The sequence below is a fragment of the Pseudomonas machongensis genome, assembly GCF_034961125.1.
Taxonomy (GTDB): domain Bacteria; phylum Pseudomonadota; class Gammaproteobacteria; order Pseudomonadales; family Pseudomonadaceae; genus Aquipseudomonas; species Aquipseudomonas machongensis.
This window is the reverse complement of record NZ_JAYFUI010000187.1, coordinates 484,322-510,106: the sequence shown is the minus strand read 5'-3', so window position 1 is coordinate 510,106 and position 25,785 is coordinate 484,322. Positions and strand designations below refer to the sequence as shown.

Annotated in this window: 19 protein-coding genes and 2 pseudogenes; 12 read left to right on the top strand and 9 right to left on the bottom strand. The window is 63.9% G+C overall.

Annotated elements, in window-relative coordinates:
• Positions 1 to 67: 67 nt before the first annotated feature.
• Both VA602_RS21175 and VA602_RS26880 read left to right on the top strand, forming a co-directional pair.
• A complete protein-coding gene (locus VA602_RS21175; RefSeq protein WP_151924758.1) occupies positions 68 to 1,003 on the top strand; it encodes a LysR substrate-binding domain-containing protein in 936 nt (311 codons plus the stop codon).
• A gap of 243 nt (positions 1,004 to 1,246) precedes the next feature.
• Positions 1,247 to 1,828: an Ig-like domain-containing protein gene (locus VA602_RS26880; protein ID WP_407682525.1), complete on the top strand. Its 582-nt coding sequence runs from the start codon at positions 1,247 to 1,249 to the stop codon at positions 1,826 to 1,828.
• 99 nt (positions 1,829 to 1,927) lie between these two features.
• Here VA602_RS26880 and VA602_RS26875 read toward each other — a convergent pair.
• Positions 1,928 to 2,166: pseudogene (locus VA602_RS26875) on the bottom strand (hypothetical protein); the annotation flags it as partial.
• Positions 2,167 to 2,197: 31 nt separating this feature from the next.
• Between VA602_RS26875 and VA602_RS21170 the strand changes: the two are divergent.
• Positions 2,198 to 2,509: pseudogene (locus VA602_RS21170) on the top strand (LysR substrate-binding domain-containing protein); the annotation flags it as partial.
• 997 nt (positions 2,510 to 3,506) lie between these two features.
• Here the strand turns inward: VA602_RS21170 and VA602_RS21165 are convergent.
• The 5 genes from VA602_RS21165 to VA602_RS21145 all read right to left on the bottom strand — a co-directional run bounded on the left by VA602_RS21165 (position 3,507) and on the right by VA602_RS21145 (position 11,133).
• Positions 3,507 to 4,841, bottom strand: coding sequence for an LLM class flavin-dependent oxidoreductase (locus VA602_RS21165; protein ID WP_323454234.1), 1,335 nt, complete (start codon positions 4,839 to 4,841; stop codon positions 3,507 to 3,509).
• Between the two features lie 16 nt (positions 4,842 to 4,857).
• Positions 4,858 to 6,966: a TonB-dependent receptor family protein gene (locus tag VA602_RS21160; RefSeq protein WP_323454233.1), complete on the bottom strand. Its 2,109-nt coding sequence runs from the start codon at positions 6,964 to 6,966 to the stop codon at positions 4,858 to 4,860.
• Positions 6,967 to 7,366: 400 nt separating this feature from the next.
• On the bottom strand, positions 7,367 to 8,782 hold the full coding sequence (locus tag VA602_RS21155) for an aspartate ammonia-lyase (protein ID WP_323454232.1): 1,416 nt from the start codon (positions 8,780 to 8,782) through the stop codon (positions 7,367 to 7,369).
• Entirely contained in the window at positions 8,769 to 9,758 is a 990-nt protein-coding gene (locus VA602_RS21150) for a LysR family transcriptional regulator (protein ID WP_323454231.1), read from the bottom strand. The genes VA602_RS21155 and VA602_RS21150 overlap by 14 nt, the downstream gene beginning before the upstream one ends.
• 22 nt (positions 9,759 to 9,780) lie before the next feature.
• The gene (locus VA602_RS21145) at positions 9,781 to 11,133 is read right to left on the bottom strand and encodes an MFS transporter (RefSeq protein ID WP_323454230.1); all 1,353 of its coding nucleotides are present in this window, start codon (positions 11,131 to 11,133) and stop codon (positions 9,781 to 9,783) included.
• Between the two features lie 268 nt (positions 11,134 to 11,401).
• Here VA602_RS21145 and VA602_RS21140 point away from each other — a divergent pair, with 268 nt between their 5' ends.
• Complete coding sequence (locus tag VA602_RS21140; RefSeq protein WP_054891299.1) at positions 11,402 to 11,719, top strand: DUF2388 domain-containing protein; 318 nt, start codon at positions 11,402 to 11,404, stop codon at positions 11,717 to 11,719.
• 81 nt (positions 11,720 to 11,800) lie between these two features.
• On the opposite strand, the gene VA602_RS21135 is transcribed toward VA602_RS21140, so the two are convergent.
• Entirely contained in the window at positions 11,801 to 12,619 is an 819-nt protein-coding gene (locus VA602_RS21135) for an AraC family transcriptional regulator (protein ID WP_323454229.1), read from the bottom strand.
• A gap of 124 nt (positions 12,620 to 12,743) precedes the next feature.
• Here VA602_RS21135 and VA602_RS21130 point away from each other — a divergent pair, with 124 nt between their 5' ends.
• The 5 genes from VA602_RS21130 to VA602_RS21110 all read left to right on the top strand — a co-directional run bounded on the left by VA602_RS21130 (position 12,744) and on the right by VA602_RS21110 (position 20,479).
• Positions 12,744 to 13,262, top strand: a complete 519-nt coding sequence (locus tag VA602_RS21130; protein WP_323454228.1) for a carboxymuconolactone decarboxylase family protein — start codon at positions 12,744 to 12,746, stop codon at positions 13,260 to 13,262.
• Between the two features lie 166 nt (positions 13,263 to 13,428).
• Entirely contained in the window at positions 13,429 to 14,442 is a 1,014-nt protein-coding gene (locus VA602_RS21125) for a zinc-binding alcohol dehydrogenase family protein (RefSeq protein WP_125929807.1), read from the top strand.
• Positions 14,443 to 14,633: 191 nt separating this feature from the next.
• Complete coding sequence (mexE, locus tag VA602_RS21120; protein WP_065862810.1) at positions 14,634 to 15,875, top strand: multidrug efflux RND transporter periplasmic adaptor subunit MexE; 1,242 nt, start codon at positions 14,634 to 14,636, stop codon at positions 15,873 to 15,875.
• 12 nt (positions 15,876 to 15,887) lie between these two features.
• On the top strand, positions 15,888 to 19,067 hold the full coding sequence (locus tag VA602_RS21115; RefSeq protein WP_054891294.1) for an efflux RND transporter permease subunit: 3,180 nt from the start codon (positions 15,888 to 15,890) through the stop codon (positions 19,065 to 19,067).
• Positions 19,064 to 20,479, top strand: coding sequence for an efflux transporter outer membrane subunit (locus VA602_RS21110; protein ID WP_054891293.1), 1,416 nt, complete (start codon positions 19,064 to 19,066; stop codon positions 20,477 to 20,479). Before VA602_RS21115 ends, VA602_RS21110 begins: the two co-directional genes overlap by 4 nt.
• Before the next feature lie 120 nt (positions 20,480 to 20,599).
• Here VA602_RS21110 and VA602_RS21105 read toward each other — a convergent pair whose 3' ends face one another.
• Positions 20,600 to 21,148, bottom strand: a complete 549-nt coding sequence (locus VA602_RS21105) for a TetR/AcrR family transcriptional regulator (protein ID WP_063544805.1) — start codon at positions 21,146 to 21,148, stop codon at positions 20,600 to 20,602.
• Positions 21,149 to 21,333: 185 nt separating this feature from the next.
• On the opposite strand from VA602_RS21105, the gene leuC reads away from it, so the two are divergent.
• The 3 genes from leuC (at position 21,334) to VA602_RS21090 (ending at position 24,781) form a co-directional block, all read left to right on the top strand.
• Positions 21,334 to 22,758 carry a 3-isopropylmalate dehydratase large subunit gene (leuC, locus tag VA602_RS21100; protein WP_197889637.1) on the top strand — a complete coding sequence of 475 codons (1,425 nt, stop codon included), beginning with the start codon at positions 21,334 to 21,336 and terminating at the stop codon, positions 22,756 to 22,758.
• 3 nt (positions 22,759 to 22,761) lie between these two features.
• Positions 22,762 to 23,370, top strand: a complete 609-nt coding sequence (leuD, locus tag VA602_RS21095; protein WP_323454227.1) for a 3-isopropylmalate dehydratase small subunit — start codon at positions 22,762 to 22,764, stop codon at positions 23,368 to 23,370.
• 82 nt (positions 23,371 to 23,452) lie between these two features.
• Positions 23,453 to 24,781 carry a 2-hydroxycarboxylate transporter family protein gene (locus VA602_RS21090; RefSeq protein ID WP_323454226.1) on the top strand — a complete coding sequence of 443 codons (1,329 nt, stop codon included), beginning with the start codon at positions 23,453 to 23,455 and terminating at the stop codon, positions 24,779 to 24,781.
• A gap of 32 nt (positions 24,782 to 24,813) precedes the next feature.
• On the opposite strand, the gene VA602_RS21085 is transcribed toward VA602_RS21090, so the two are convergent.
• Positions 24,814 to 25,728, bottom strand: coding sequence for a LysR substrate-binding domain-containing protein (locus VA602_RS21085; RefSeq protein ID WP_323454225.1), 915 nt, complete (start codon positions 25,726 to 25,728; stop codon positions 24,814 to 24,816).
• Between the last annotated feature and the right edge of the window lie 57 nt (positions 25,729 to 25,785).

Below are 25,785 nucleotides of genomic sequence, written 5' to 3'. Positions count from 1 at the left end.
ATACTGCCGCGCTCGCCTGGCGATGACCAACGAAAATTCCTAAGCAAGCCTTTAGCAGGACTAAACAATGAAAGGGCAACTCAACGGTCAGGTATTCGTCTGGCTGCATGTGTTCTCCTGTGCGGCACGGCATCTGTCGTTCACCCGCTGTGCCGAAGAACTGCACATCACCCCCGGGGCGGTCAGCCAGCAGATGCGCCAGCTTGAAGAGCGCCTGGGCTTCGCCCTGTTCCTGCGCCGCGCCCGTGGTGTGGAACTGACCGCCGAGGGGCAGCGCCTGGCACAGACTGTCGCCGAGGCCTACGGCAGCATCGAAGCCGAATTGCTGCGCCTGGACGCAGGCGAAATTCGCGGCACCTTGCGCCTGCGCTCGATCCCTTCGTTCCTCGCCAAATGGCTGACCCCGCGCCTGCCTCGCTTCCAGCAGCGCTACCCGGACATCGAGCTGCGCCTGGTGGCCGAAGACAGCAAGCAGGCCCTGCATGACGGCGACTTCGACCTGGCGATCGACCTCAATGACGGCAGCTATCCCGGGATGCTCTCGACGCCACTGCTGGACGAGCAGATCTTTCCGGTCTGCTCCCCCGCTCTGCTGCGCGGCCGCCCGCCGCTGCACGGGCCGGCCGACCTGGTCCACTACCCGCTGCTGCACGACATTACCGCCTGGCGCGGCAGTTCGGAGTACGCGGAGTGGGAGTTCTACCTGGAGGGCATCGGCGCAGGCGGCCTGAACGTGCGCCGTGGCCATACCTTCAACCGCAATCACCTGACCATCGAGGCGGCGATTGCCGGTATCGGCGTCGCGATTGCGCGCCGTACCTTGCTCAACGACGAGCTCGAGCGCGGCACCCTGATCGTTCCGTTCGGGGTACCGATCCCCAATCACAAGCGTTATGTGCTGCTCTACCCGCCTGGCGGCCTGACCCAACCCGGCGCCCGCGCGGTGCACGATTGGCTGGTGGAGGAGGCGCAGACCTTCCGGGCCCTGCATCCGCTGATGTAATACCGCTCCTGGCAAGCGCGTTCGTGCGTTATCACCCCCTGCCAACGCCTGCCAGGATCACTCGGGCGCACAACCGACACCTAGCATTTTTGTCAGTTTCGACCGATTTCAAGTCGGGCAATACTGCTGCCAGGATCACAAGAACCCCAGGAGCAGCCATGAGGTCGGTGATAGCAATGCCATCAACTACATCCAGAGCGTCCGAGCCTTTGCGCTTCAAGGTGGAGAGGTCGTTGTCCCTCGGTGGTGACCATAGCCAGACCCTGGGGACCGATTACATCATCGTTCAGACGCGTCCCCCTAACCCGCCCCGCCCCCCAAATCAATGCCTCTTATCGTCGGGCGGCGACAGGTGGTACCCCTCCCTATCGATATGCATCGAGCGACGAAGCTATCGCAGTTGTAAATCCGAACGACGGCACCGTGGTGGCAACGGGATCCGGCTCCGCACGCATTACCGCTACTGATAGTGTCGGCAATCACGCCAGTTACAACATTACGTTCCAGGGTGTCGTGCGCCTTGTGGAGCGACGCGATAACCAAACTTGGTTTTACCCTGTAGGTCATCCGAAACGACCCGAGATACATGCATTGACGCGAAGTCAAATGGACGCGTTCTGGCGGGTATATCGGGAGGAAGATCTCACGCGGTCAGTGCCGGCGATTCTGGGATGGGCTGCCGATACCATCTACTGGACGGGGGAAAACTACCTGCAGGACACCACCGCTTGGACGGTGAACTTTGGCGCAGTAACGCCTAATTTCGGTGGCGCTCTATATCACGGGTCAACTCCTTACCCTACCGTTTCCCGAGTAGGCTGGTAGCGTAATCAGGCCACAGCAAGGCCTGTGGCCTGACTTCTCCATCCGAGGTTGTGCTATTGCGCCGTAGGGGCAGTAGGCGGCACCTCGTTGGTCACCCGCAGGGTCCCCAGGGTTGCGCTTGCCGACGCTTTCCAGCGGGTAGGTCGCGCGGTGGAAAGTGCCGTCGGGGTTGGGGCCCATGACGATTGCGTCGGTTTCGCTGCTGAGGATCTCGTTGCCATCGACCATGGCAATGATCGGTTTGCGGCCTTGCCTTCGGCGATCCGCGGTTGAGCCTGCTGGTAGTGTAGCTCGTAGTCGATCACCTGCTGGCCGGTGGCGGTGCGGCCGGTAGTGGCCGCGATGTCGGCAACGCTTTTGACTGCCTGCAAGTGGGAGTTCTACCTGGAGGGCATCGGCGCGGGTGGCCTGAACGTGCGCCGCGGCCACACTTCAACCGCAATCACCTGACCATCGAGGCAGCGATTGCCGGTATCGGCGTCGCGATTGCGCCGTACCTTGCTCAACGATGAACTGGAACGCGGCACCCTGATCGTGCCTTTCGGGGTGTCGATCCCCAATCACAAACGCCATGTGTTGCTCTATCCGCCCGGCGGCCTGACTCAACCCGGCGCCCGCGCAGTGCACGATTGGTTGGTGGAGGAAGCGCAGACCTTCCGGGCCCTGCATCCGCTGATGTGATACCACTCCCGGCAAGAGCGTGGCCGCGTTACCACCCACGCCCCAAATGCCTGCCGGGACCACAAGCACCAGGGAACAGCCATGACATCGTCGATAACTGCGACACCCAGAATATCCGAGCCTTTGCGTTTCAAAGTGGACAACTCGTTGTACATCGGTGGTGACCATCGCCATGCCATAGGGCCCGATTACATCATCGTTTGGCAACGCCCCCCCGGCTGTACCTGCGCCCCAGTTCAATGCTTCTTTCCTGCGCTCAGCTAAAGGTGGACTCCCCCCCCTATCGCTATTCATCGAGCAACGGAAATATCGCCGTGGTGGATCCGAAGAGTGGATATGTGGTGGCCACAGGAATCGGCACTGCACGCATCACGGTGACAGACAGCCTCGGCGCCCAAGCCGGTTACAACATCACGTTTACCGGTATCGTACGTCCGGTAGAACGAATCGATAATCAAGGATGGCCACCTCCCGCCTCAGACCCAACACGTCCTGAGCACCATTCGTTGACTCGAGCTCAAATGATGGCGTTCTGGAATGTGTATAGGCTGGAAGACCCGAGACGATCAGTGCCACAAATTCTAGGGTGGCCTGAGTCAGACTACTGGTCAGGCGAAAACATTATTCCTGGCAGCTTTGCGTGGGCGGTGGAGTTCTCCAAATTATCCCCTGACTTTGAAGGTATTAGAGTACACGGGGGGTCCGTCTGCCGTCCATTAAACGGATAGGCTGGTGAACTAACAGCCAGACCAGAACATCTGTAGCCTGAGCTGCCCTCGAGCGCCCTCCATCATGTGCCGCACCACTGCGCTACGGCAGTAGTCGGCGGCAGTCGGTTGGTCATTGGCCGTCAGGTTGAGCTGGCACTGCGCGGTCGACGCGAGTGACGTCAGGATAGAGCCTCTGGGCGGGGCCTAATGTTGCACTTCCGGTACATTGGAAGTTCGCAGGGATCGCAGTAGGGAAGACTCCCCACTGCCACTCCCTTTATCTGGGATCACCTGCGCAGCGCGTAGTGATTCACCGCCTTGGGCAGGCCAAGGTGCTCACGCAGCGTGCTGCCCTGGTATTCGCGCCGGAACAACCCGCGCCGCTGCAGCAACGGCACCACTTCCTCGACGAACACCCGCGCGCCTGAAGGAAACATGTCGGGCATGATGTTGAAACCATCTCCGGCTCCGGCCAGAAACCACTCGACCAGGGTGTCGGCGACTTGCTCGGGCGTACCGACCGCCAGCCGATGGCCTACCAGGATGCGTCGCGACAACTGGCGAATGGTCAGGTTTTCGCGCCGGGCCAGGTTCAGTTGTGCCTCGAGAAAGCCATGGGAACCCTGCTCGAACGCAGCCACCGGGCCGATCCTGGCCCAGGGCAAGGGCGCATCCGGGTCCAGCTCGCGCGCATCGATACCGATGCGTCCGGCCACTTGCTGCAACAGGCCATGCTCGCCATGCCAGGCGTTGAGCTCGTCGAAACGCGCATGGGCCTCGGCCTCGGTGCTGCCGATCACCGTCGACAGGCCGGGCATGATCTTCAGGTGCCTCGGGTCTCGCCCCCAGGCCTTGGCGCGGGCTTTCATCTCCCGGTAGAAGGCCTGCCCGTCAGGCAAGGTGGTCTGGGTGGTGAAGATCGCATCGGCATAGCGCGACCCCAGCGCCTTGCCGCCTTCGGAAGAACCGGCCTGGACCAGGACCGGACGCCCCTGGGGCGAGCGCGGCAGGTTCAGCGGACCTTTGACCTGAAAGTGCCGGCCCTTGAAGTCGACGGTATGGACCTTGTCCGGGTCGGCGAAGCGCCCGCCTGCCCGGTCGCCGATCACTGCATCCTCCTCCCAGCTGTCCCACAGCTTGAGCGTCACCTCGAGAAATTCCTCGGCGCGACCATAGCGATCGACATGCAGCGGCGCACCCGCCAGGCCGAAGTTCTGCGCGGCAGCGTCGCCGGCGTTGGTGACCACGTTCCATGCGGCGCGCCCACCGCTGATGTGGTCCAGCGAGGCGATGCGCCGGGCCAGGTTGAACGGTTCGTTGTAGGTACTCGAACAGGTGGCGATCACACCAATGTGCTCAGTGGCGGCGGCCACGGCGGTCAGCAGCAGGGTCGGCTCCAGCCGCCCGCCCGGCTGGCTGGCGACATCGCCGGGCAGTGCCGGGCCATCAGCGAGAAAGATCGCATCCAGGCAGCCCTTTTCCGAAAGCCGGGCGATATCGCGGTAGTAGGCGACATCGACATACGCGTCGATGGCCGCCTCGCCCTGGCGCCAGGCCGCAGCATGGGCGCCGAACCCGAGGATGTTCATGCCCAGGCTCATCTGCGCTTGATCTGTGCTCATGAGACTCTCCCCGCACTCAGAATCGGAAGGCAACGCCAGTGGTCACGTTGAACGCATCCCCTGGGTAGAAGTTCGCAGAGTCGCGCCCGCCTGCGTCATAGGCGGTGTTGGTGGCGCTGGCATAGCGCTGGTTGGTGAGGTTGCGCAGATCGGCGAACACCTCCCACTTGCGGCTCGGCGCCTGGTAGCCGAACTTGGCGCCCCACAGCAGGTACGACGGCGTCTGCCAGGTGTTGGCGTAGTCGATGTAATAGCTGGACGCGGCACGCAGGTTAAGCGAGGCGTAGAACCCGCTGGCCTGGCGATAGGCGAGCTCGGCCTGGTAGACCTGACGCGGCAGGCCGGGCAGTTGGTTGTCGCCGAAGCGTTCGTCGTGGCGGTACTTGAAGTCGTTGAGGGTGTAGGCCTGGCGCAGGTCGAGGGTGTCGCCGTTGGCACCGGTCCACAGCAAGGCATTGAGCCCCGCTTCGATGCCTTGATGAAGGGTCGGGCTGGCATTGGAGGTGGCCGTGAGCTGGTCCTGGGTGGCGGTTGCCTGTTGCACGACCACGGTCAACAGCTCTTTCTGCACCCAGGAGCGGTACAGGGTCAGGCTGCCATCGAAGATCCCATGGCTGCCGCGTACCCCCACCTCGAAGGTGGTGGCCTTCTGCGGCCGGACATCGTAGAGGAAAGGATTGCTGGTGCTGCCCAATTGCCAGGTCACCGGCGGGTCGATGCTGCGGCTGACGTTGCTGAACAGCTGGAATTCGGGATTGATTTGGTAGCGCAGTCCCAGCCGCGGCGCCAGGTCGTTCTCGACGTATTCGACGCGGGTGGGGAAGTTGCTGGGGTTGGCCGCGGTCAGGGTACTCGCCTCGATCTCGCCCTTGCGACGGATGTTGACGAACGACAGCCCCGACGACAACCACAGGTCTTCGGCCAGTTGCAGCTCGTTGGCCAGTGTCAGCACAGTATCGCGCGAGCCGGTGTAGTTGGTTTCCTGGGTCCTGAGCCCGGTGGCGCGGCTGTGCGCCTTGACATCGGCCAGGTAGGCGCGGGTGTTGCTGAAGATCACGCTGCTGTCACTGGGCAGGCCGAGGAAGGTGTCGCCGGTACGCAGGTAGCGCAGGGTCAGGTTGATATCCTTCGAGCGCCAATCCTGCGGCGCCACGGCATAGCGCCAGCCATTGAGCAGCGGATAGTTGTTGTACGACGCGCCGACTTCGAGCCTGGCGCCATCGTCGAAGGTGTAGGTGGTCTTGTTGCCGATGAAAGTGGTGCCGTCCTTGCGCCGCCCGGTGGGCACCAGGTTGCTGCGCGGGTCATGCTTGAGCTGTGCGCGGGTCAGGGTGTTGCCGTTGATCAACTGCTCTTCGCGGTACTTGAAGAACATGCGGGTCTGCAGCTTGGGGCTGAACACGTGGCCGAAGTTGGCGGCAATGCCGCGACCTTCGTTGCTGGCGTGGTCCTGGTAGCCGTCGCGCTCGTTGTGCAGCACGTTGATGTAGTAGTCGCTGTCGCCCACCACACCGCCCGTGCTCAGCTGCTGCTTGCGGTAGCCATAGCTGCCGACCTCGAAGCGTGCATAGTTGCCAGGGTCGGTACGGCCGGTCTTGCTCACCATGTTGATCGCCCCGCCCAACGCCAACGCGCCGTACTCGTAAGCGTTGGCGCCGTAGAGCACCTCGGTGTGATCCACCGCCTGCATGTCGAGGAAGTCTTCCTGGGTGCCGCCGGGGCCGGTGATCGGCAGGCCGTCGAAGAGGAACTTGGTACCCAGCACGTAGCCTTGGTAGAAGGTGTTCAGGCCCGAGCCGCGGATCGAGATCTTGTTCGCAGCGGTACCGCTGGTGCCCTGGGCGAACACACCGGGCTGCAGCGCCAGTACGTCCTCGGCGTTGGCCGCACGGCCCTGCTCGACCTTGCGGTTGTCGACCACCGCGGTGTTGCCGGCAACCTTCTGCAGGCGCTTCTGGTCCTGCTGGGCGCCGGTTGCCGCGGCGCCGGTGACCGTCACCGTGCCCAAGGTGGATTCCTCGGCGGCCAGCGTTGCCGGGCTGAAGGCGGCCAGTAACAACGGCAGGCTGGCGGCGGTCACCAGGCTGAAACGCGGCTGAGTGGAAAATCGAACTTTCGCACGCACTACTGATACTCCCCATTTATATACAGTGGCCATGTTTCGCTGTTGTTCGCGACGTGCGGCCGGGTATTCAAATGGGGTTATTGCAGTTGTTGTGCCAAGGTACTAAGCACAATGTTTCAGGGCTTCATGTGTTGGATGACGGGCTATTTGTGCAACCCGCTGTTCAATAAACAACAGTTCAGGGCCACACGAAGAAATTCAGCTTTGATTCGGGTATTTCGATATAACGACCGCTGTTCGAAACTCAACAACCGGTCAACAGAAGTTCTCTGGGAACACAGAACCTTCAATCTATTCACGCGCTGTATTGGCCGTTCCGGCGCTTTCGTGGGCAAGTCGGGGCGCCGAACCGCCGCGCCGGCAGCCGGTGGTGACCTGTCTGCAGGCGCGGGTTCATCAATCAGCGCTGCTCGAACACCGGATACGACGCCTGCTCGATCGCTGCCATGGCCTGCGCCTCGGTCATCACACCGGACTCGGCCAGGATCGCCAGCAGCGAGCGCCCTTCACGCACCGACTGACGCGCCAGCTTGCTGACCTGGGCATAACCCAGGCGCGGCACCAGGGCCGTCGCCACCGCCATCGAATCGGTCAAATGCGCCAGGTTGCGGGCTTCGTCAGCCTGGATGCCGGCCACGCACTTCTCACGAAAACGCTGGATACCCTGGGTGAGCAAGGTGATGCTGTCGAACACCCGCGAGGCCACCACCGGCTCGAAATGGTTGATCTCGAGCTCGCCGTACTGCACCGCCTGGGCCACTGCCACATCGTTGCCAATGATCGCGAAGCTCAGCTGAATCATCGCCATCGGCAGCACCGGATTGACCTTGCCGGGCATGATCGAGGAGCCGGCCTGGGCTTCTGGCAACTTGAGCTCGCCCATGCCGCCCACCGGCCCCGAAGACAGCTTGGTCAGGTCGGCGGCAATCTTCGCCAGCGAGGTGGCGCAGGTACGCAGCTCGCCAGATACGCGGCCGAACACATCCATGTTCTGCATCGCATCGAAGGGGTTGGCTGGCGCCTGGTAGGCGACACCGGTGATCGTCACCAGATGCCGGTAGACCGCCGCGCGGTAAGCCTTCGGCGCGCCGAAACCGGTGCCGATGGCGGTGCCGCCCAAAGGCAGTGTGTGCAGCTTTTCACGCACGGCGACCAGTTCGTCGGCCAGGCGGTGAGTCAGCGCGGCGTACCCCCCGAACAACTGCCCCAGGCGCATGGGCTGGGCGTCCTGCAAGCAGGTGCGGCCCAGGTGCAGGATATCGGCGAAGTGCAGCGCCTTGGCATCGAACACCTGGGCCAGCAGGCGTACCTGCTCGATCAGCCCGGCAAGCATGGCGTGGGTGGCGATCTTCAACGCCGCCGGGTACACGTCGTTGGTGGACTGCGAGATGTTGACGTGGTCGTTGGGGTGCACCACCTCGTAGCTGCCTGGCGCATGGCCGAGGAACTGCTGGGCGCGGTTGGCGATGACTTCGTTGAAGTTCATGTTGGTCGAGGTGCCGCCTGATCCTTCCAGCAGATCGACGATCAGCGAGCCGTCACATGCACCGGCGATAACCGCCTGGCAGGCTTGGGCAATGGCGTCGGCCTGGGCCTGGGCGATCACCCCGCATTCATGGTTGGCCAGCGCTGCGGCCCACTTGCACTGGGCGAAGGCATCGCGAAAGGCCGGGTAATGGGCGATGCTCAGCGGCGACACGCTCAGGTTGTCGAAGCCGCGCAGCGAATTCACGCCATAGAGCTTGTCGGCAGCAATACGCACTTCGCCCACATAATCCTGCTCGACGCGTGCATCGAGGTGATCAAAAGTACTCACGGGTATTTCCCTCATCGAATTTGACTAATGCCTCGACGCCCTTGCCCAGCGCCGCCAGGCGCGGCAGGAAGCCATCGAGGATGACAGCACGCGCCGACTCGCAGGCATCTGCGAAGAAGGCGCCGTATTCGTTGCGCCGCGCCACCAGATAGAGCGAGCGCTCCAGGCTCAGCTCAGGGGTCAGGTGCGCGGTGACGTTGTCGACCCAGGGCATGGCCTGCAGAAAGCACATCGGGCTGGTCACCGCCCAGCCGATGCCTTCGGCGACCATCGCGGTCAGGGCGTCGGCGTTGTCCAGCTCCAGGCGGTTGGGCACCCGCACATTGAGGCCGCGCAGGTGCCGCTCGATCTGCAGGCCGACCTGCGACAGGCGATTGAACCGCACCACCGGCAGCACATTGGCCAGCGCCCGCACATCGTCGAGGCTGTGCAGCGCTCGCCCCAGCGCCTTGGGCGTAATCACGAAATAGCGCTCGGTGAACAAGCGATAGCGGATCACGTCGTTGGAATCCATCAGCGGATCGCTGGTGACGATCAGGTCCAGGTCGCGGCGCAGCAACGACTCGCCCTGCTGCGGGCTGAGGCCGGTACGCACCGACAACTGCGTGACCTGGCCAAGCATCTGCCGGGTGAACATCGAGCCACAGGTAGCGGCGAAGGAATCGACCAGGCCAATGCGCAGGTCCGGTTTGACCCCGCGCCCGGCATCGAGCACCTGCGCCTTGAGGTTGGACAGCTCCTCGCTGAGCAGCGCGCCTCGGTTGCGCAGGGCCAGGCCGAACGTAGTCAGGGTCAGCGGCCGCGTGGTGCGGTCCACCAGCACCACGCCAAGATCGTCCTCCAGCTGGCGTACCAGCTGCGATACCCCGGATTGGGAGATGCCCATGCGACTGGCCGCACCGGACATGCTGCCCTCCTCGGCCACAGCGATGAACACCTGGACCGCGTACATGTCGATGAGTCTGTTGCCAGGCATGCTCAAGCTCCCGTGTGGGTGATCAATGGGCGTTCAACGGCCGCTCTTCAGGTTTGCCGTCGCCCTCCTCCGGCGTGACCGCCGCCAGGCGCTCCTGGCTGGTTTCCGGGGCGAACAGGTGGCAGAACACACCGCCAAACAGCAGCACCCCGACGCACACGCCCAGCGCCGTATGCACCCCCAGATGCTGCACGGCGATCGGCAACAGGAAGGTGGCGAACGCCGAGCCGAAGCGGCTGGCGGCCACGGCCAGGCCGATGCCCGAAGCACGCAGGTGGGTGGGGAACAGCTCCGGCGGGTAGACGAACTCCAGGTTGACCGCTGCCGCCAGCACGCACGCGAAGAAGCCGAACGCAATGATGGTGCCCAGCGCCCCGAAGTTGGCCCAGGCCAATACGGCCAGGCCCACGGCGCTCAGGTAGAAGGTGCCGATCAGGAAGCTGCGGCGCGAAATGCGGTCGATGATCAGCAGGCCGAACAGAGCGCCCAGCATCAGCAACACGTTGTAGACCAGCCCGCCGACGAACTTGTCTTGCACGTTCAATGCTTCGAGCACACGCGGCGAGAAGGTGCCCAGGGCGAAGAAGGGAATCACCTGGCAGGTGTAGAACACGCAACCGACCAGGGTGTTCTTGCGCCAGCGGCGGCTGAACAGCACGCTGAAGCTGCCGCGTTGCTGCGCCGCTGCCGGTGGCGCGACGGGCAAGGTCACGTGCGCACCGAACTTGGCCTGGACGATGGCCAGCGCCTCGGCACTGCGACCGCGCGCCATCAGCCAGATCGGCGATTCCGGCACACCCAGGCGCAACGGCAGGATCAACAAGGCCGGCACACCGCTCAAGGCCAGCATCAGGCGCCAGGCGTCCGGGCCGATATCACGGATGGCGAAGCCCACCAGGTACGCGGCGACGTAACCTGCGGCCCAGGCGGCGGCCAGTACACTCAGTAAACGCCCGCGATATTGGCGTGGGGCGAACTCGGTGACCAGCGACTTGCTCACCACATAGTCGAACCCCAGCACCAGCCCGAGCAGCAGGCGCAGGGCCAGAAGTTGCTCGGGAGAAGTAACGAAGAACTGCGAAGCTGAAATAACCGCGAACAGCAACATGTCCCAGGCAAAGATACGGCGCCTGCCGAACTTATCGGCCAGGGGCCCTGCAAACAAACTGCCGAGAAACAGACCGGCCAGTGACGCCGCGCCGAGCAAACCCATCCATAGCGCATTCAATTGCAACGGCCCCGCTGCCATGCTGACCGCGATGCCGATAATCCCTAGCACGAATCCGTCACTGAATTGACCGCCCGTACCACTGAACACCGTCTTGATATGAAAACGGCTGAGTGGGAGGTCTTCGAACGAAACTTGGCTACTCATTCGTGTCTCCACTTGCTTCTTGTAGTTATGAGCCGGCTCGGATGGCCGGTTACGAATAAGTCTACGGTCACAACTTCAGCAAAACAGCAGGTGCGCTGACAGTATCAAGAATGCTGATAGTGTAAGCCGCAATTGTTGATGAAATCGGGCGGCCGATATGCGGTCGCTCGTCTGGCAATTGCTCGCAGGGGGAACTCTGGCCAATGGCCGCACCTCTTAATTGCATGCACGAGATCCCTTGGGCTGTGATGCTTCTGGAGGACTGATCATGCGTTATTCACTGCTTGTTCCGGCACTGCTGCTGTGCATTCCCGCAGGGTCCGCCCTGGCCCGTGTCGACGCGGGCGATGTGGCCACCTCGGCAGGGGTTTCTGCGTCGCTCTACTCCACATTCAAGGATGACAAACGGATCATTCCGGCGCGCGACGAGCTGTCTGCGTTCGTGGCCAGTGGTGGTGCGATTCGCGGGGCGTATGTGGAGTCGGCGCTGGAGCAGGTACGCCAGAGCCATCCAGGATTGCAGGCCAGTGATGAAGAACTGGCCAAGGCGCTGTTGTCGCAGGATGAGGTTGTCGCGGATCATTGATGACTGTGGTGTTCTTTTCGCGGGCAAGTCGCAGCGGCGGTTCACAGCTGCGACGTGCCCGCGAAAAGAATACCCATGATCTCAGGCTTCTCCACGCCACTGCGAAGGGCTCACCCCGGTCTTGCGCCTGAACACTCTCGCCAACGCCGAAGGGCTCTGGTACCCCACCTCATCCGCCACCAGCGCCAGCGGCCTGCCCTCGCGGATACGCTTCTGCGCAAGCCCGATGCGCCAATCCGCCAGGTAGTCCCCCGGGGTGCTGCCCACCACCGCGCGAAAGTGCGCGGCAAAGCTTGCCCGCGACATCCCCGCCAACGATGCCAGCGCCTCCACGCTCCAGTTGTGCGCAGGGGCGTCATGCATCGCCACCAGCGCCCGCGACAGGCGCTTGTCGGCCAGCCCGGCCAACATGCCCGAGGCCATCTGGCCATCGCCGAGCAACTGTCGCAACAGCTGGATCACCATCAGCTCGAACAACCGGTTGAGCACCAGTTCGCGTCCGCAATCATCGCCGAAGGCTTCGGTGAACAGCCAGTCGCTGCTGGCCTGCAACCCGGTCAGGGCGCTCAGCGGGCTGACCAGCGCGTCCGGCAATGCACGGGTCAGCGGATTGTCCGGGCCGCCGGTGAAATCCAGGGTGGCGCAGACCAGCTCGGCGTTATCCGACTCGCTGGCCAGCAGTTGGTGGGTCTGCGGCCGTATCAGCAAGATCAGGCTGGGTTCTTCCAATATCTGCTCGTACCCGGCCGGGCCTCTGAAACGCAGACGCCCTGCGCGCAGCAGATGCACATGACCACTGCGCTGCTCGCCATCGAAGCGCGATATGCCGCAGAAACCACCGTGGTGAAACGTCGAAGCGTTGAAGTCGAAATGGTTGAGCAGCGTGGCGAGGCGGTCCATGGCAGGTCCATATTTAGACGATCAGTCGCATAAGCTGGACGATCTGAACCCGAAAGGCAATTCCTGCTGGGTAATCTGTACCCAAGCTTGAACAACAAGCTCCCACTCAGACAGGAGATTCACCATGACTCGCATTGCCGCCCTGACCATCGAACAAGCCCCTGGAGCCGCCCGTCCTGCCCTGCAAGGCGTGGAGAAGGGCCTGGGCTTCCTGCCCAACGCCTTCGCCACCATGGCCCATTCGCCGGCCGCACTGAACGGCTACATGGCGCTGGCCCAGGCCATGGGCAAGAACAGCCTGACCCCGGCCGAACGCGAGGTCGTGGCTCTGGCCGCATCCCAGGTCAATGGTTGTGAGTACTGCGTGGCTGCGCACAGCTTCTTCGGCGGCAAGTCGGGGCTGAGCGAGGCTGATATGCAGGCAGCACGCGCCGGCACCCTGAGCCCGGTGGCCGTGCTTGCCCGCGCAGTGACCCTGAACCGCGGCCAGGTGCCCGACGGTGTGCTGGCCGAGGTACGCGCCGGTGGGTTGGACAATGCGCGGATCGTCGATGTGATTGCCCAGGTGACGCTGCTGACCTTGACCAACTACCTGAACAATGTGGCGCGGACCGAAGTGGACTTCCCACCACGCGGTGCTTGATTGGCCAACAGCAGCAGCCCTCTCGCGGGACAAGCCGCGAGGGGGCTGCTCTGTCAGCGCACACTTTCAAAAAAAAGCCGAAAGTCTAACTTCCATAACGATGTTTTTCAGCCAAACCGCGTTAGCTAAGGTATCCCCATCGCCCATCGATACCCAAGGAACCCCCATGAAAGCCATCGTCTTCACCGAACACGGTTTGCCCATCGACAGCGCCCAAGCCCTGTTCGACAGCGAACTGCCCCGCCCCACCCCAGGCCCACGCGACCTGCTGGTGGAGGTCCAGGCCATTTCAGTCAACCCGGTCGACACCAAGATCCGCGCCGGCGCCGGCAAGACGGCCCCGCGGGTGCTGGGTTGGGATGCGGTCGGCACCGTCCGTGAAATCGGCACCGAAGTCACCCTGTTCCAGCCCGGTGACCAGGTCTATTACGCCGGAGCCATTGATCGCCCCGGCAGCAACAGCCAATTGCACCTGGTCGACGAACGCATCGTCGGCCACAAGCCCCGCAGTCTGGACAACGCCAGCGCTGCAGCACTGCCGCTGACGTCGATCACCGCCTGGGAATTGCTGTTCGACCGATTGGGTGTCGTTGAAAACGCAGGCCACGGCCAGAGTTTGCTGATCATCGGCGCGGCCGGCGGCGTGGGTTCGATCCTGCTTCAATTGGCACGCCAGCTCACCGGCCTCACCGTGATCGGCACCGCCTCTCGCCCCGAAACCCGTCAGTGGGTGAGCGAGCTGGGCGCGCACCATGTGATCGATCACAGCCAGCCGCTGGTCGAGCAACTGAATGCCATCGGCTACCCCGAGGTTGACCTGGTGATCAGCCTGACCCACACCGATAGTCACTTTGCGCAACTGATCGCGGCGCTGCGCCCGCAGGGCAAGCTGGCGCTGATCGACGATCCGGCCAGCCTCGACGTGGTGCCGCTCAAGCGCAAGTCGCTGTCGCTGCACTGGGAACTGATGTTCACCCGTTCGCTCTATCAGACCAGCGACATGATCAAGCAGCACGAGTTGCTGGAGCGGGTGGCGAAACTGATCGACGATGGTGTGCTCAAGACCACGCTGGGTGAGCATTTCGGCACCATCAATGCCGCCAACCTGCGTCGGGCCCACGCGCTGATCGAAAGTGGCCGGGCCAAGGGCAAGATCGTGCTGGAGGGGTTCGGGGACTGATTTCAGTCATGCGGTGAGGGGGGCGCGAGCACGTCGCAACGCCGCTGCCCCCCACTGCCACATGTGTCGCCATCGATAAACAGGCTCGACATATCATTCCGCGTGATAATGACCTTCGCGCCATTCGATTCGTTCCTGTAACGCAACACACTCATGATCCGCCCACTATCAATACAGTGGCGGAGTTCTCCATGGAATATTCATTCAAGGCCCTGCGCTATCCCCTCGCTGCCCTGGCAGTGGCGGTGATCAGCGCTTGCGGTAAAACCCCCGACGCCATGCAGGCTCCCGCCGCCCCCAAGGTGAGCGTGGCCAAGGTGATCGAGCAGCCGATCAACGAATGGGATGAGTTCACCGGACGCCTGGAAGCCCCGGAAACCGTGGAAGTCCGCCCGCGCGTCTCCGGCCAGATCGATCTGGTGGCCTTCACCGAAGGCGCTCAGGTCAAGAAAGGCGACCTGCTGTTCCAGATCGACCCGCGCCCGTTCCAGGCTGAAGTCCGTCGCCTCGAAGCCCAATTGCAACAGGCCAAGGCCACCGCCATCCGCAGCGCCAACGAAGCCCGCCGTGGCGAGCGCCTGCGCGACAGCAACGCCATCTCCGCCGAGCTTGCCGAATCGCGCACCAGCGCCGCCGCCGAGGCTCGCGCCGGGGTGGATGCGATCCAGGCCCAGCTCGACCTGGCCCGCCTGAACCTGAGCTTCACCCGCGTCACCTCGCCGATCAGTGGCCGCGTCAGCCGTGCCGACTTCACCGCTGGCAACATCGTCACCGCCGACGTCACCCCGCTGACCAGCGTGGTGTCCACCGACAAGGTCTACGCCTACTTCGACGCCGACGAGCGCGTGTACCTCAAGTACACCCAGCTTGCCCGCCAGGGCCAGCGCGGCCAGACCACCCCGGTGTACCTGGGCCTGACCAACGAGACCGGCAACCCGCACCTGGGGCAGATGAACTTCGTCGACAACCAGGTCAACCCGCGCACAGGCACCATCCGTGGTCGCGCCGTGTTCGACAACCGCGATGGCCAGTTCACCCCAGGCCTCTACGCCCGCCTCAAGCTGGTCGGCAGCGCCAAGTACGACGCCGTGCTGATCAATGACGAAGCGGTCGGCACCGACCTTGGCAAGAAGTTCGTGCTGGTCATGGACAAGGACAACAAGGCCGCCTACCGCGCGGTGGAATTGGGTCCGAAGCTCGAAGGCCTGCGTATCGTGCGCAGCGGCCTGAGCAAGGACGACCGCATCGTGGTCAAGGGCCTGCAGCGTGTGCGCCCAGGCTCGCCGGTCACCCCGGAGGAAACCCCGATGGCCAGTGAAGAAACCCTCGCTACCCTCGCCCGTCAGCGCCAGGCGCTGGAAGCCAGCAATCCGGCACCGGCGGTGGCAGGTTCGAATGTGAAAGTCGCCAGTGCCCAGGCACCGCGCGGTTAAGGGACAACATCGATGAACTTCTCGAAATTCTTCATCACCCGCCCGATCTTCGCCGCCGTGCTCTCGCTCGTGCTGCTGATCGCCGGTGGCATCTCGCTGTTCCAGTTGCCGATCAGCGAATACCCTGAAGTGGTGCCACCGACCGTGGTCGTGCGCGCCAACTTCCCGGGCGCCAACCCCAAGGTGATCGGCGAAACCGTCGCCGCACCGCTTGAACAAGCCATTACCGGTGTCGAGAACATGCTCTACATGTCCTCGCAGTCCACCGCCGATGGCAAGCTGACCCTGACCATCACCTTCGCCCTGGGCACCGACCTGGACAACGCGCAGGTGCAGGTACAGAACCGCGTGACCCGGACCCAGCCCAAGCTGCCCGAGGAAGTGACGCGCATCGGTATCACCGTCGACAAGGCCTCGCCCGACCTGACCATGGTCGTGCACCTGACCTCGCCGGACCAGCGCTACGACATGCTCTACCTGTCCAACTACGCCATCCTCAACATCAAGGATGAGCTGGCGCGCCTGGGCGGTGTCGGTGACGTGCAACTGTTCGGCATGGGCGACTACTCCCTGCGTGTGTGGCTGGACCCGAACAAGACCGCTTCGCGCAACCTGACTGCCAGTGACGTGGTCGCGGCGATCCGCGAACAGAACCGCCAGGTCGCCGCCGGTCAGTTGGGCGCACCGCCCGCCCCCGGCTCGACCAGCTTCCAGTTGTCGATCAACACCCAGGGCCGTCTGGTCAGCGAGGAAGAGTTCGAGAACATCATCATCCGCGCCGGCGCCGACGGCGAGATCACGCGCCTGAAAGACATCGCACGCGTCGAGCTGGGCTCCAGCCAGTACGCCCTCCGCTCGCTGCTGAACAACCAGCCGGCGGTAGCGATCCCGATCTTCCAGCGCCCTGGCTCCAACGCCATCGAGATCTCCGACGAAGTACGGGCGAAGATGGCCGAGCTGAAGAAGGACTTCCCGGAAGGGATGGACTACAGCATCGTCTATGACCCGACCGTGTTCGTCCGCGGCTCGATCGAAGCGGTAGTGCACACCCTGTTCGAAGCCCTGGTGCTGGTCGTGCTGGTGGTGATCCTGTTCCTGCAGACCTGGCGCGCCTCGATCATCCCGCTGATGGCCGTACCCGTCTCGCTGATCGGTACCTTCGCGGTGATGCATCTGTTCGGCTTCTCGCTCAACGCCTTGTCGCTATTCGGCCTGGTCCTGGCGATCGGGATCGTGGTGGACGACGCCATCGTCGTGGTGGAGAACGTCGAGCGCAACATCGGCCTGGGCCTGCAGCCCATGGAGGCCACGCAAAAAGCCATGAGCGAGGTGACCGGCCCGATCATCGCCACCGCCCTGGTACTGTGCGCGGTATTCGTACCGGCGGCGTTCATTTCCGGCCTTACCGGGCAGTTCTACAAGCAGTTCGCCCTGACCATCGCCATCTCCACCGTGATCTCGGCGTTCAACTCGCTGACCCTGTCGCCGGCCCTGGCCGCGGTGCTGCTCAAGGACCACCACGCGCCCAAGGACCGTTTCTCGCGGTTCCTGGAGAAACTGCTGGGCAGCTGGCTGTTCGCACCGTTCAACCGCTTCTTCGACCGCGCCAGCAACAGCTACGTCGGTGGCGTGCGCCGGGTCATCCGCTCCAGCGGCATCGCCCTGTTCGTGTATGCCGGCCTGATGGGCCTGACCTACCTGGGCTTCTCGTCCACGCCGACCGGCTTCGTCCCGGCGCAGGACAAGCAGTACCTGGTGGCCTTCGCCCAGTTGCCTGACGCCGCCAGCCTCGACCGCACGGAGGCAGTGATCAAGCGCATGAGCGAAATCGCCCTCAAGCAGCCAGGCGTTGCCGACTCGGTGGCCTTCCCGGGCCTGTCGATCAACGGCTTCACCAACAGCCCCAACAGCGGCATCGTGTTCACCCCGCTCAAGCCGTTCGATGAGCGCAAGGACCCGAGCCAGTCGGCACAAGCCATCGCCGCAGCGCTGAACGCGCAGTTCGCCGATATCCAGGACGCCTACATCGCGATCTTCCCACCGCCGCCGGTACAGGGCCTGGGCACCATTGGCGGCTTCCGCCTGCAGATCGAGGACCGCGGCAACCTGGGCTACGAGGCGCTGTACAAGGAAACCCAGAACGTCATCGCCAAGAGCCGCAGCGTGCCTGAGCTCGCCGGGTTGTTCACCAGCTACCAGGTCAACGTGCCGCAGGTCGATGCTGCCATCGACCGGGAAAAGGCCAAGACCCATGGCGTGGCGATCACCGACATCTTCGACACCCTGCAGGTCTACCTGGGCTCGCTGTACACCAACGACTTCAACCGCTTTGGCCGGACCTACCAGGTCAACGTCCAGGCTGAACAGCAGTTCCGTCTCGACGCCGAGCAGATCGGCCAGTTGAAGGTGCGCAACAACCTGGGCGAGATGATCCCGCTGGCGACCTTCCTCAAGGTCAGCGACACCTCCGGTCCCGACCGCGTGATGCACTACAACGGCTTCATCACCGCCGAAATCAACGGTGCCGCAGCCCCAGGCTACAGCTCCGGCCAGGCCGAGGCGGCGATCGAGAAGCTGCTGAAGGAAGAACTGCCCAACGGCATGACCTACGAGTGGACCGACCTGACCTACCAGCAGATCCTCTCGGGCAACACCGCGCTGTTCGTGTTCCCGCTCTGCGTACTGCTGGCCTTCCTGGTGCTGGCTGCCCAGTACGAAAGCTGGAGCCTGCCACTGGCGGTGATCCTGATCGTACCGATGACCCTGCTGTCGGCCATCACCGGCGTGATCATTTCCGGGGGTGACAACAACATCTTCACCCAGATCGGCCTGATCGTACTGGTGGGCCTGGCGTGCAAGAACGCGATCCTCATCGTCGAGTTCGCCAAGGACAAGCAGGCCGAGGGCCTGGATCCGCTGGCCGCCGTGCTGGAAGCCTGCCGCCTGCGTCTGCGTCCGATTCTGATGACCTCGATCGCCTTCATCATGGGTGTGGTGCCGCTGGTGTTCTCCTCCGGTGCCGGTGCCGAGATGCGTCATGCCATGGGCGTGGCGGTGTTCTCGGGGATGATCGGGGTGACCGTGTTCGGCCTGTTCCTGACGCCGGTGTTCTTCAACCTGATCCGCCGTCACGTCGAACGTCGCCAGGCCCGCAAGGCCGAGCGTGTGCAAGCGCTGGAGAATCATGCATGAACCTGCTCAAACCCCTGACTCCTAGCCTTCTGGCGCTGGCCCTGGCGGCCTGCGCGGTGGGCCCGGACTACAAGACCCCAGACACCCAGCCTGCGCGTTTCGATACCGAAACGCCGGCCAAGGCCCTGGACCGCAGCCGCTTCGAAAGCAGCTGGTGGAAGCAGTTCGACGACCCGACCCTGAACCAGCTGGTGCAGGCATCGCTGCAGGGCAACCGTGACCTGCGCGTGGCCTTCGCCCGCCTCAAGGCCGCACGCTCGATCCGCGAGGACGTCTCCAACGACGACCTGCCGGTGGTCACCAGCCGTGCCAGCAGCGACATCGGCAAGGGCCAGGTACCCGGCCAGACCGATCGCCGAGTCAACACCGAGCGCTACGACCTGGGCCTGGACATGGCCTGGGAGGTCGACCTGTTCGGCCGCATCCAGCGTCAGATCGAGGCCAGCAAGGCTCAGGAGGACGCCGCCGAAGCCGACCTGCAACAACTGCAGGTCAGCCTGATCGCCGAGCTGGTCGATGCCTACGGCCAGCTGCGTGGCGCCCAGTTGCGCGAAAAGATCGCCCTGGCCAACCTCAAGACCCAGCAAGACTCGCGCAGCATCACCGTGACCCTGCGCGACACCGGGGTCGGCAACGAGCTGGATGTGGTGCGTGCCGATGCCCGCCTGGCGGCGGTCGAGGCCACCGTGCCGCAACTGCAGGCCGAGCAGGTGCGGGCACGCAACCGTATTGCCACCCTGCTGGGTGAGCGCCCGGACGCGCTGAGCGTGGACCTGTCGCCCAAGCAACTGCCTGCAATCGCCAAGGCGCTGCCGGTGGGTGATCCGGGTGAACTGCTGCGCCGCCGCCCCGACATCCGCAGCGCCGAGCGTCAACTCGCCGCCGCCACCGCCAATGTGGGCGTCGCCACCGCCGACCTGTTCCCACGGGTCAGCCTGAGCGGCTTCCTGGGCTTCACCGCTGGGCGTGGCTCGCAGATCGGTTCGTCCGCTGCCAATGCCTGGGCACTGGGCCCGACCATCAGCTGGGCCGCCTTCGACCTGGGCAGCGTGCGTGCCCGCTTGCGCGGCGCCAAGGCCGACGCCGAAGGCGCGCTGGCGACCTATGAGCAACAGGTGCTGTTGGCACTGGAAGAGTCCTCCAATGCGTTCAGCGATTACGGCAAGCGCCAGCAGCGCCTGCTGTCGCTGATCCGCCAGAGCGATGCCAGCGGCAAGGCGGCAGAACTGGCCTCGGTGCGCTACCGCGAAGGCACGGTGGATTACCTGGTGTTGCTCGATGCCGAGCGCGAAAAGCTTGCCGCCGAAGATGCCCAGGCCCAGGGCGAAGTCGAGCTGTATCGCGGCATCGTCTCGATCTACAAGGCCTTGGGTGGCGGCTGGCAGCCAGACACCGTGGCCAGCGTGAAGTAACCCTCACGCGATCCGTTGCAACGACTCCTTTGGTTGGTCCCTCCCCCAACCCTTTGCCCCGCCGACCTTGGTCCGCGGGGCTTTTTTTTGCAGCCCTGGCCGTGCGCACCGGCGTCAGGCTCATGACACCGCGCGGATCAATGCCAGGATGTCGTCCCGGCTTACCACCGTGCGGCTCAGCGCATTGTGAATGGTGAAGCCTTCGATCAGCGCATCCAGCGCCCGCGCGGTCTTCTCGTCGAAATGCACCTGCAGCGCCGCCCGCGAGCGCGCCATCCAGTCGTCCATGATGTAGGTGTAGTCGGGGTGGCGCGAGACGAAGGCATAGAGTTCGAAGATCAGCAGCATCTGCCCGGAAGCTTTCCACAGCTCGCCACAGATCAGGTCGGCCAGCAGTTCGCGGGCATGCTCGGCATCACGCGCATCGCCCAGGCGGGTGAAGTACTGATCGGCGATGCGGTTGGTCATCTTGACGAAGGCTGCCGCGACGATCTCCTGGATGGTGCTGAAGTGGTAGGTCATGGTCCCTGGCGAAACCCCGGCCTCGCTGGCGATGCGCCGGTAGGTGGCGCACACCGAACCGTCGCGCTGGATCACCCGCAATGCGGCATCGATGATCTGTGCCTTGACGTCGCTGTCGCTGCTGTCCTGTTTTCGCGGCCTTGCCATGGTGGTCTCTTGAGGTGGGTTCGCTGCAGAGCATACCAGCCAGGATGCTCGCCCGGCATGCTGCACGATTCGTGCAGCACAGCATTACGTTGGCTGCGTTGTTCCACGATCCGAACGGAATAAGCTGGACCCAGGCGCTTACCGTGACGCCTACGCCCATGACCATTCGATCGCGAGTGACAGCCATGCATCGCCCCAGAACGCTCTACGACAAGCACCTCGACGCCCACACCGTCTGCACCCTGGACGACCAGGGCCATGTGCTGCTGTACATCGACCGCCAGGTCGCCAACGAATACACCAGCCCCCAGGCCTTCAGCGGCCTGCGCGAAGCCGGGCGGCAGGTCTGGCGCCCGGCCTGTACGCTGGCGGTGGTCGACCACGTCAACCCCACCGCCCCCGAACGCATCGCCACCATGCCTGACGCTGGCGGCGCACTGCAGGTCTCCTACTTCGAGCAGAACTGCCGCGACTTCGGCATCGAACTGTTCGATGTGCTGGACAAGCGCCAAGGCATCGAGCACGTGGTGGCGCCCGAGCAAGGTTTCATCCTGCCCGGCATGGTGGTCGCTGCCGGCGACAGCCACACCACCACCTACGGCGCGCTGGGCGCCTTCGGTTTCGGCATCGGCACCTCGGAGATCGAGCACCTGCTGGCCACCCAGACCCTGGTCTACAAGCGCCTGAAGACCCTGCGCGTCACGGTGACCGGCGAGCTGGGCGCAGGCCTGGTCTCCAAGGACATCATCATGCAATTGATCCGCCGCATCGGTGCCTCCGGTGCGACCGGCTATGCCATCGAGTTCACCGGCCCGACCATCAGCGCCCTGAGCGTCGAGGCGCGCATGACCATCTGCAACATGGCCGTGGAGGCCGGTGCCCGAGGTGCCTTCATGGCGCCCGACCAGAAGGTCTACGACTACCTTGCCGACAAGCCCCGCGCGCCCAAGGGCGAGCTCTGGGAGCAGGCAGTGCAGAACTGGCGCGACACGCTGTTCAGCGACCCGGGCGCGCAGTTCGACCTTGAGGTTGCCCTCGATGTCGGCGAGCTGGCGCCCATGGTGACCTGGGGCACCAGCCCCGACCAGGCCGCCCCTATCGACCAGCAGGTGCCCGACCCGCTGCACGAACCTGACCTGATCCGCCGCCAGGACCTGCAACGCGCCTTGCGCTACATGGACCTGACACCCGGCATGCAGCTTGACCAGATCCCCATCAGCCATGCCTTCATCGGCTCGTGCACCAACGCCCGCATCGAAGATCTGCGCGATGCCGCCCGCGTGGTGCGCGGACGCCAGGTCGCGGCAGGGGTGCGCGCAATGATCGTGCCCGGCTCCACCCAGGTGCGTGAACAGGCCGAGCGCGAGGGCCTGGCGCAGCTGTTCGTCGATGCCGGTTTCGAATGGCGCCAGTCGGGCTGCTCCATGTGCCTGGCAATGAATGACGACGTACTCAGCCCCGGTGACCGCTGCGCGTCGAGCACCAACCGCAACTTCGAGGGCCGCCAGGGCGCCGGTGCACGTACTCACCTGATGAGCCCAGCGATGGTCGCCGCCGCAGCCGTCAGCGGCCACCTGATCGATGTCCGCACTTTCCCCCTGGAGGCCTGAGCCATGCAACCCTTCCTCACCGAAACGGGTATCGCCGCCCCATTCCTGGCCGCCAACGTCGACACCGACGTGATCATGCCCAAGCAGTTTCTCAAGGGCATCGATCGCAATGGCCTGGACCGTGGGGTGTTCTTCGACCTGCGCTTTGCCGCGGGCGGCGCGCCGAACCCTGAGTTCGTGCTCAACCAGGCACCCTGGCAGGACGCGCGCTTTCTGGTGGTCGGCCCCAACTTCGGCTGCGGCTCGAGCCGCGAACACGCGGTATGGGGCCTCAAGCAACTGGGGATCCGCGCGTTGATCGGCAGCAGCTTTGCCGGGATTTTCTTCGACAACTGCCAGCGCAACGGCGTGCTGCTGATCCAGCTCGAGGAGGCCCAAGTCAAAGAGATCGGGCAATGGGTCAGCGAACCCGGCAGCGCTGAACTGAGCATCGACCTGGAGCGACAACGGATCGCGCTGCACGACGGTCGCAGTATCGACTTTGAGATCGATCAGTTGCGCAAGCAGGCGTTGCTGCTGGGGCTCGATGCCATCGGCAGCACGCTGCAACGTACCGAACAGATCCGCGCCTTCGAAGCACGGCATCTGCAGGCTAATCCGTGGCTGGCCTGAGCCGCCAGGGACGACACAAGCCCGCCCGGACACGGGCGGCGCTTCACGGCTCCTCGTACAACAACAAATAGAGGACATGCACATGAACAAGACCCTGGCGCCCAGCGCCGAACACACGCCCGCCCAGCGCCGGCTCAACGCGCTGCTCACCTACCCGATCGGTGTGATTCCCCTGCCCTATTTCATCGGCATCGCCCTGATCGTGTTCTGCTCGGCACACTTCGGTTACCTGCCCAAGACCATGATCGGCGGCCTGGCGGTGATCATGACCATGGGCGTGTTCTTCGGCCAGCTCGGCCAGCGCCTGCCACTGCTCAAGGAAATTGGTGGCGGTGCGATCCTCTGCCTGCTGTTGCCCTCGGTGCTGGTGTTCCATGGCTTCTTCGGCAGTGCCACGCTGGATGCGACGAAGATGCTGATGAAGGATGCCAACTTCCTTTATTTCGTCATCGCAAGCCTGGTGGTGGGCAGCATCCTGGGCATGAACCGCTTCATCCTGGTCCAGGGCATGATGCGCATGTTCGTGCCGCTGGTGGCCGGCACCCTGGCGGCGATCGCGGCGGGAATACTGGTGGGCGTGCTGTTCGGCTATTCGGTCCACCACACCTTCTTCTACATCATCGTGCCGATCATCGGCGGCGGCATCGGCGAAGGCATCCTGCCCTTGTCGCTGGCCTATGCACACATTCTCGGCGGCAGCCCCGAGCAGTACGTGGCGCAACTGGTGCCAGCAGCCGTGGTGGGCAACATCGTCGCGATCATCTGCGCCGGCGCCCTCGCGCGCCTGGCCGGCAAGCGCCCGCAGCTCAGCGGTGACGGCATGCTGATCCGCGCTCGCGAAGAAAACGACAAGTTCAATGAGCAGGCCGACGACGAGGCCATCGACTTCCGCTACATGGGTGCTGGTGTGCTGCTGATCTGTACCTTCTTCGTCCTCGGCGGCCTGCTGGAGAAGCTGGTGCACATTCCGGGGCCGGTGATGATGATCGTGGTCGCGGTCCTGTTCAAATACCTGCGCGTACTGCCCACGCACTTGGAAAAAGGCAGCAAGCAGTTCTACAAGCTAGTGTCGACAGCCTTCATCTGGCCGGTGATGATCGGCCTGGGCATGCTCTATGTACCCCTGGAAAGCGTGATGGGCGTGTTCTCCATCGGCTATGTACTGGTCTGTGCCTCGGTGGTACTGGCCATGACCCTGGCAGGATTCCTGATCGGCAATCTGCTGAAGATGTATCCGATCGAGTCGGCCATCGTCACCTGCTGCCACAGTGGGTTGGGCGGCACCGGCGATGTGGCGATTCTTTCGGCATGCAACCGCATGGGGCTGATGCCCTTCGCGCAGATCTCCACGCGCCTGGGCGGCGCCGCGACGGTGATCGGCGCAACCCTGCTGCTGGGCCTGTTCAACTGAACGCAACAGGGGCCACCCCGTGGCCCCTGGCTTCACCCCAGCAACACCTTGAAGTGCCGCTCGAGAAACTCCACGCACACGCGCAGTTTCGCCGAGTCCGCCAGGCGCGTCGGGTACACCGCCCAGACGTTGGCACTCTGGGTGTAGTCGTGCAGCACCTGCACCAGCCGACCGCTCTCCAGCAGTGGCCGTACATCCCAGTACGAACGCAGCAGGATGCCCCGCCCGCCGAGCGCCCACTGCAGAACGATCTCACCATTGTTCGACGACAGCGGCCCGCTGACCCGCACCGTTTCGTCGCGACCGGCATGCTGCAACTGCCACACACCGAACGGGTTGTTGCGCTCCTTGAGCACCAGGCAGTCGTGATTGTCGAGATCCTTGAGGTTCAGCGGCGTACCACGCTGGGCAAGGTATTCGGGAGTGGCGCACAGCACCCGCTGGTTGCTCGCAAGCTTGCGCCCGATGTGCTGCGCCGGCAGGTCGTCGCCGATACGGATTTCAAGGTCGAAGCCTTCGGCGACGATATCCACCACGCGGTCGAACACATCCAGGCGAATCTCCAGAGCCGGATACGCCGCCGACAACTGCGCCACCGCAGGTGCGACATGGTTGCGGCCGAAGCCGAAGCTGCTGCACAGGTGCAGCACACCGCGCGGCTCCTGGCGCACCTGTTTCATCTCGCCGACGAAGTCGTCCATGTCACCGAGAATGCGGATGGCCCAGCGCTGGGCACGCTCTCCGGCGTCGGTGAGGGCAATGCTGCGGGCGTTGCGGTGCAGCAGCCGCGTGCCCAGCGCCACCTCCAGCAAGCGGATGCGCTTGCTGACATAGGCTGGCGACAAGCCCAGTTCGTCCGCCGCCGCTGCAAAACCTGACTTGCGGATCACCGTGAGGAAGACCCGCAGGTCTTCCGGCAGCGGCGATTCGGCACGAGGTGTGTTCATTGGAGGTGCTCCCGAAGCGATTGATTCACGCTTCGGGCATGATGCCAGCCCTACCGG

Coding starts and splice junctions, on each gene's coding strand:
- leuD (WP_323454227.1), top strand. CDS start 22,762: ATGCAACCCTTCCTCACCGAAACGGGTATCGCCGCCCCATTCCTGGCC.
- VA602_RS21140 (WP_054891299.1), top strand. CDS start 11,402: ATGCGTTATTCACTGCTTGTTCCGGCACTGCTGCTGTGCATTCCCGCA.
- VA602_RS21110 (WP_054891293.1), top strand. CDS start 19,064: ATGAACCTGCTCAAACCCCTGACTCCTAGCCTTCTGGCGCTGGCCCTG.
- mexE (WP_065862810.1), top strand. CDS start 14,634: ATGGAATATTCATTCAAGGCCCTGCGCTATCCCCTCGCTGCCCTGGCA.
- VA602_RS21090 (WP_323454226.1), top strand. CDS start 23,453: ATGAACAAGACCCTGGCGCCCAGCGCCGAACACACGCCCGCCCAGCGC.
- VA602_RS21085 (WP_323454225.1), bottom strand. CDS start 25,728: ATGAACACACCTCGTGCCGAATCGCCGCTGCCGGAAGACCTGCGGGTC.
- VA602_RS21105 (WP_063544805.1), bottom strand. CDS start 21,148: ATGGCAAGGCCGCGAAAACAGGACAGCAGCGACAGCGACGTCAAGGCA.
- leuC (WP_197889637.1), top strand. CDS start 21,334: ATGCATCGCCCCAGAACGCTCTACGACAAGCACCTCGACGCCCACACC.
- VA602_RS21130 (WP_323454228.1), top strand. CDS start 12,744: ATGACTCGCATTGCCGCCCTGACCATCGAACAAGCCCCTGGAGCCGCC.
- VA602_RS21135 (WP_323454229.1), bottom strand. CDS start 12,619: ATGGACCGCCTCGCCACGCTGCTCAACCATTTCGACTTCAACGCTTCG.
- VA602_RS21150 (WP_323454231.1), bottom strand. CDS start 9,758: ATGCCTGGCAACAGACTCATCGACATGTACGCGGTCCAGGTGTTCATC.
- VA602_RS21165 (WP_323454234.1), bottom strand. CDS start 4,841: ATGAGCACAGATCAAGCGCAGATGAGCCTGGGCATGAACATCCTCGGG.
- VA602_RS21175 (WP_151924758.1), top strand. CDS start 68: ATGAAAGGGCAACTCAACGGTCAGGTATTCGTCTGGCTGCATGTGTTC.
- VA602_RS21115 (WP_054891294.1), top strand. CDS start 15,888: ATGAACTTCTCGAAATTCTTCATCACCCGCCCGATCTTCGCCGCCGTG.
- VA602_RS21145 (WP_323454230.1), bottom strand. CDS start 11,133: ATGAGTAGCCAAGTTTCGTTCGAAGACCTCCCACTCAGCCGTTTTCAT.
- VA602_RS21125 (WP_125929807.1), top strand. CDS start 13,429: ATGAAAGCCATCGTCTTCACCGAACACGGTTTGCCCATCGACAGCGCC.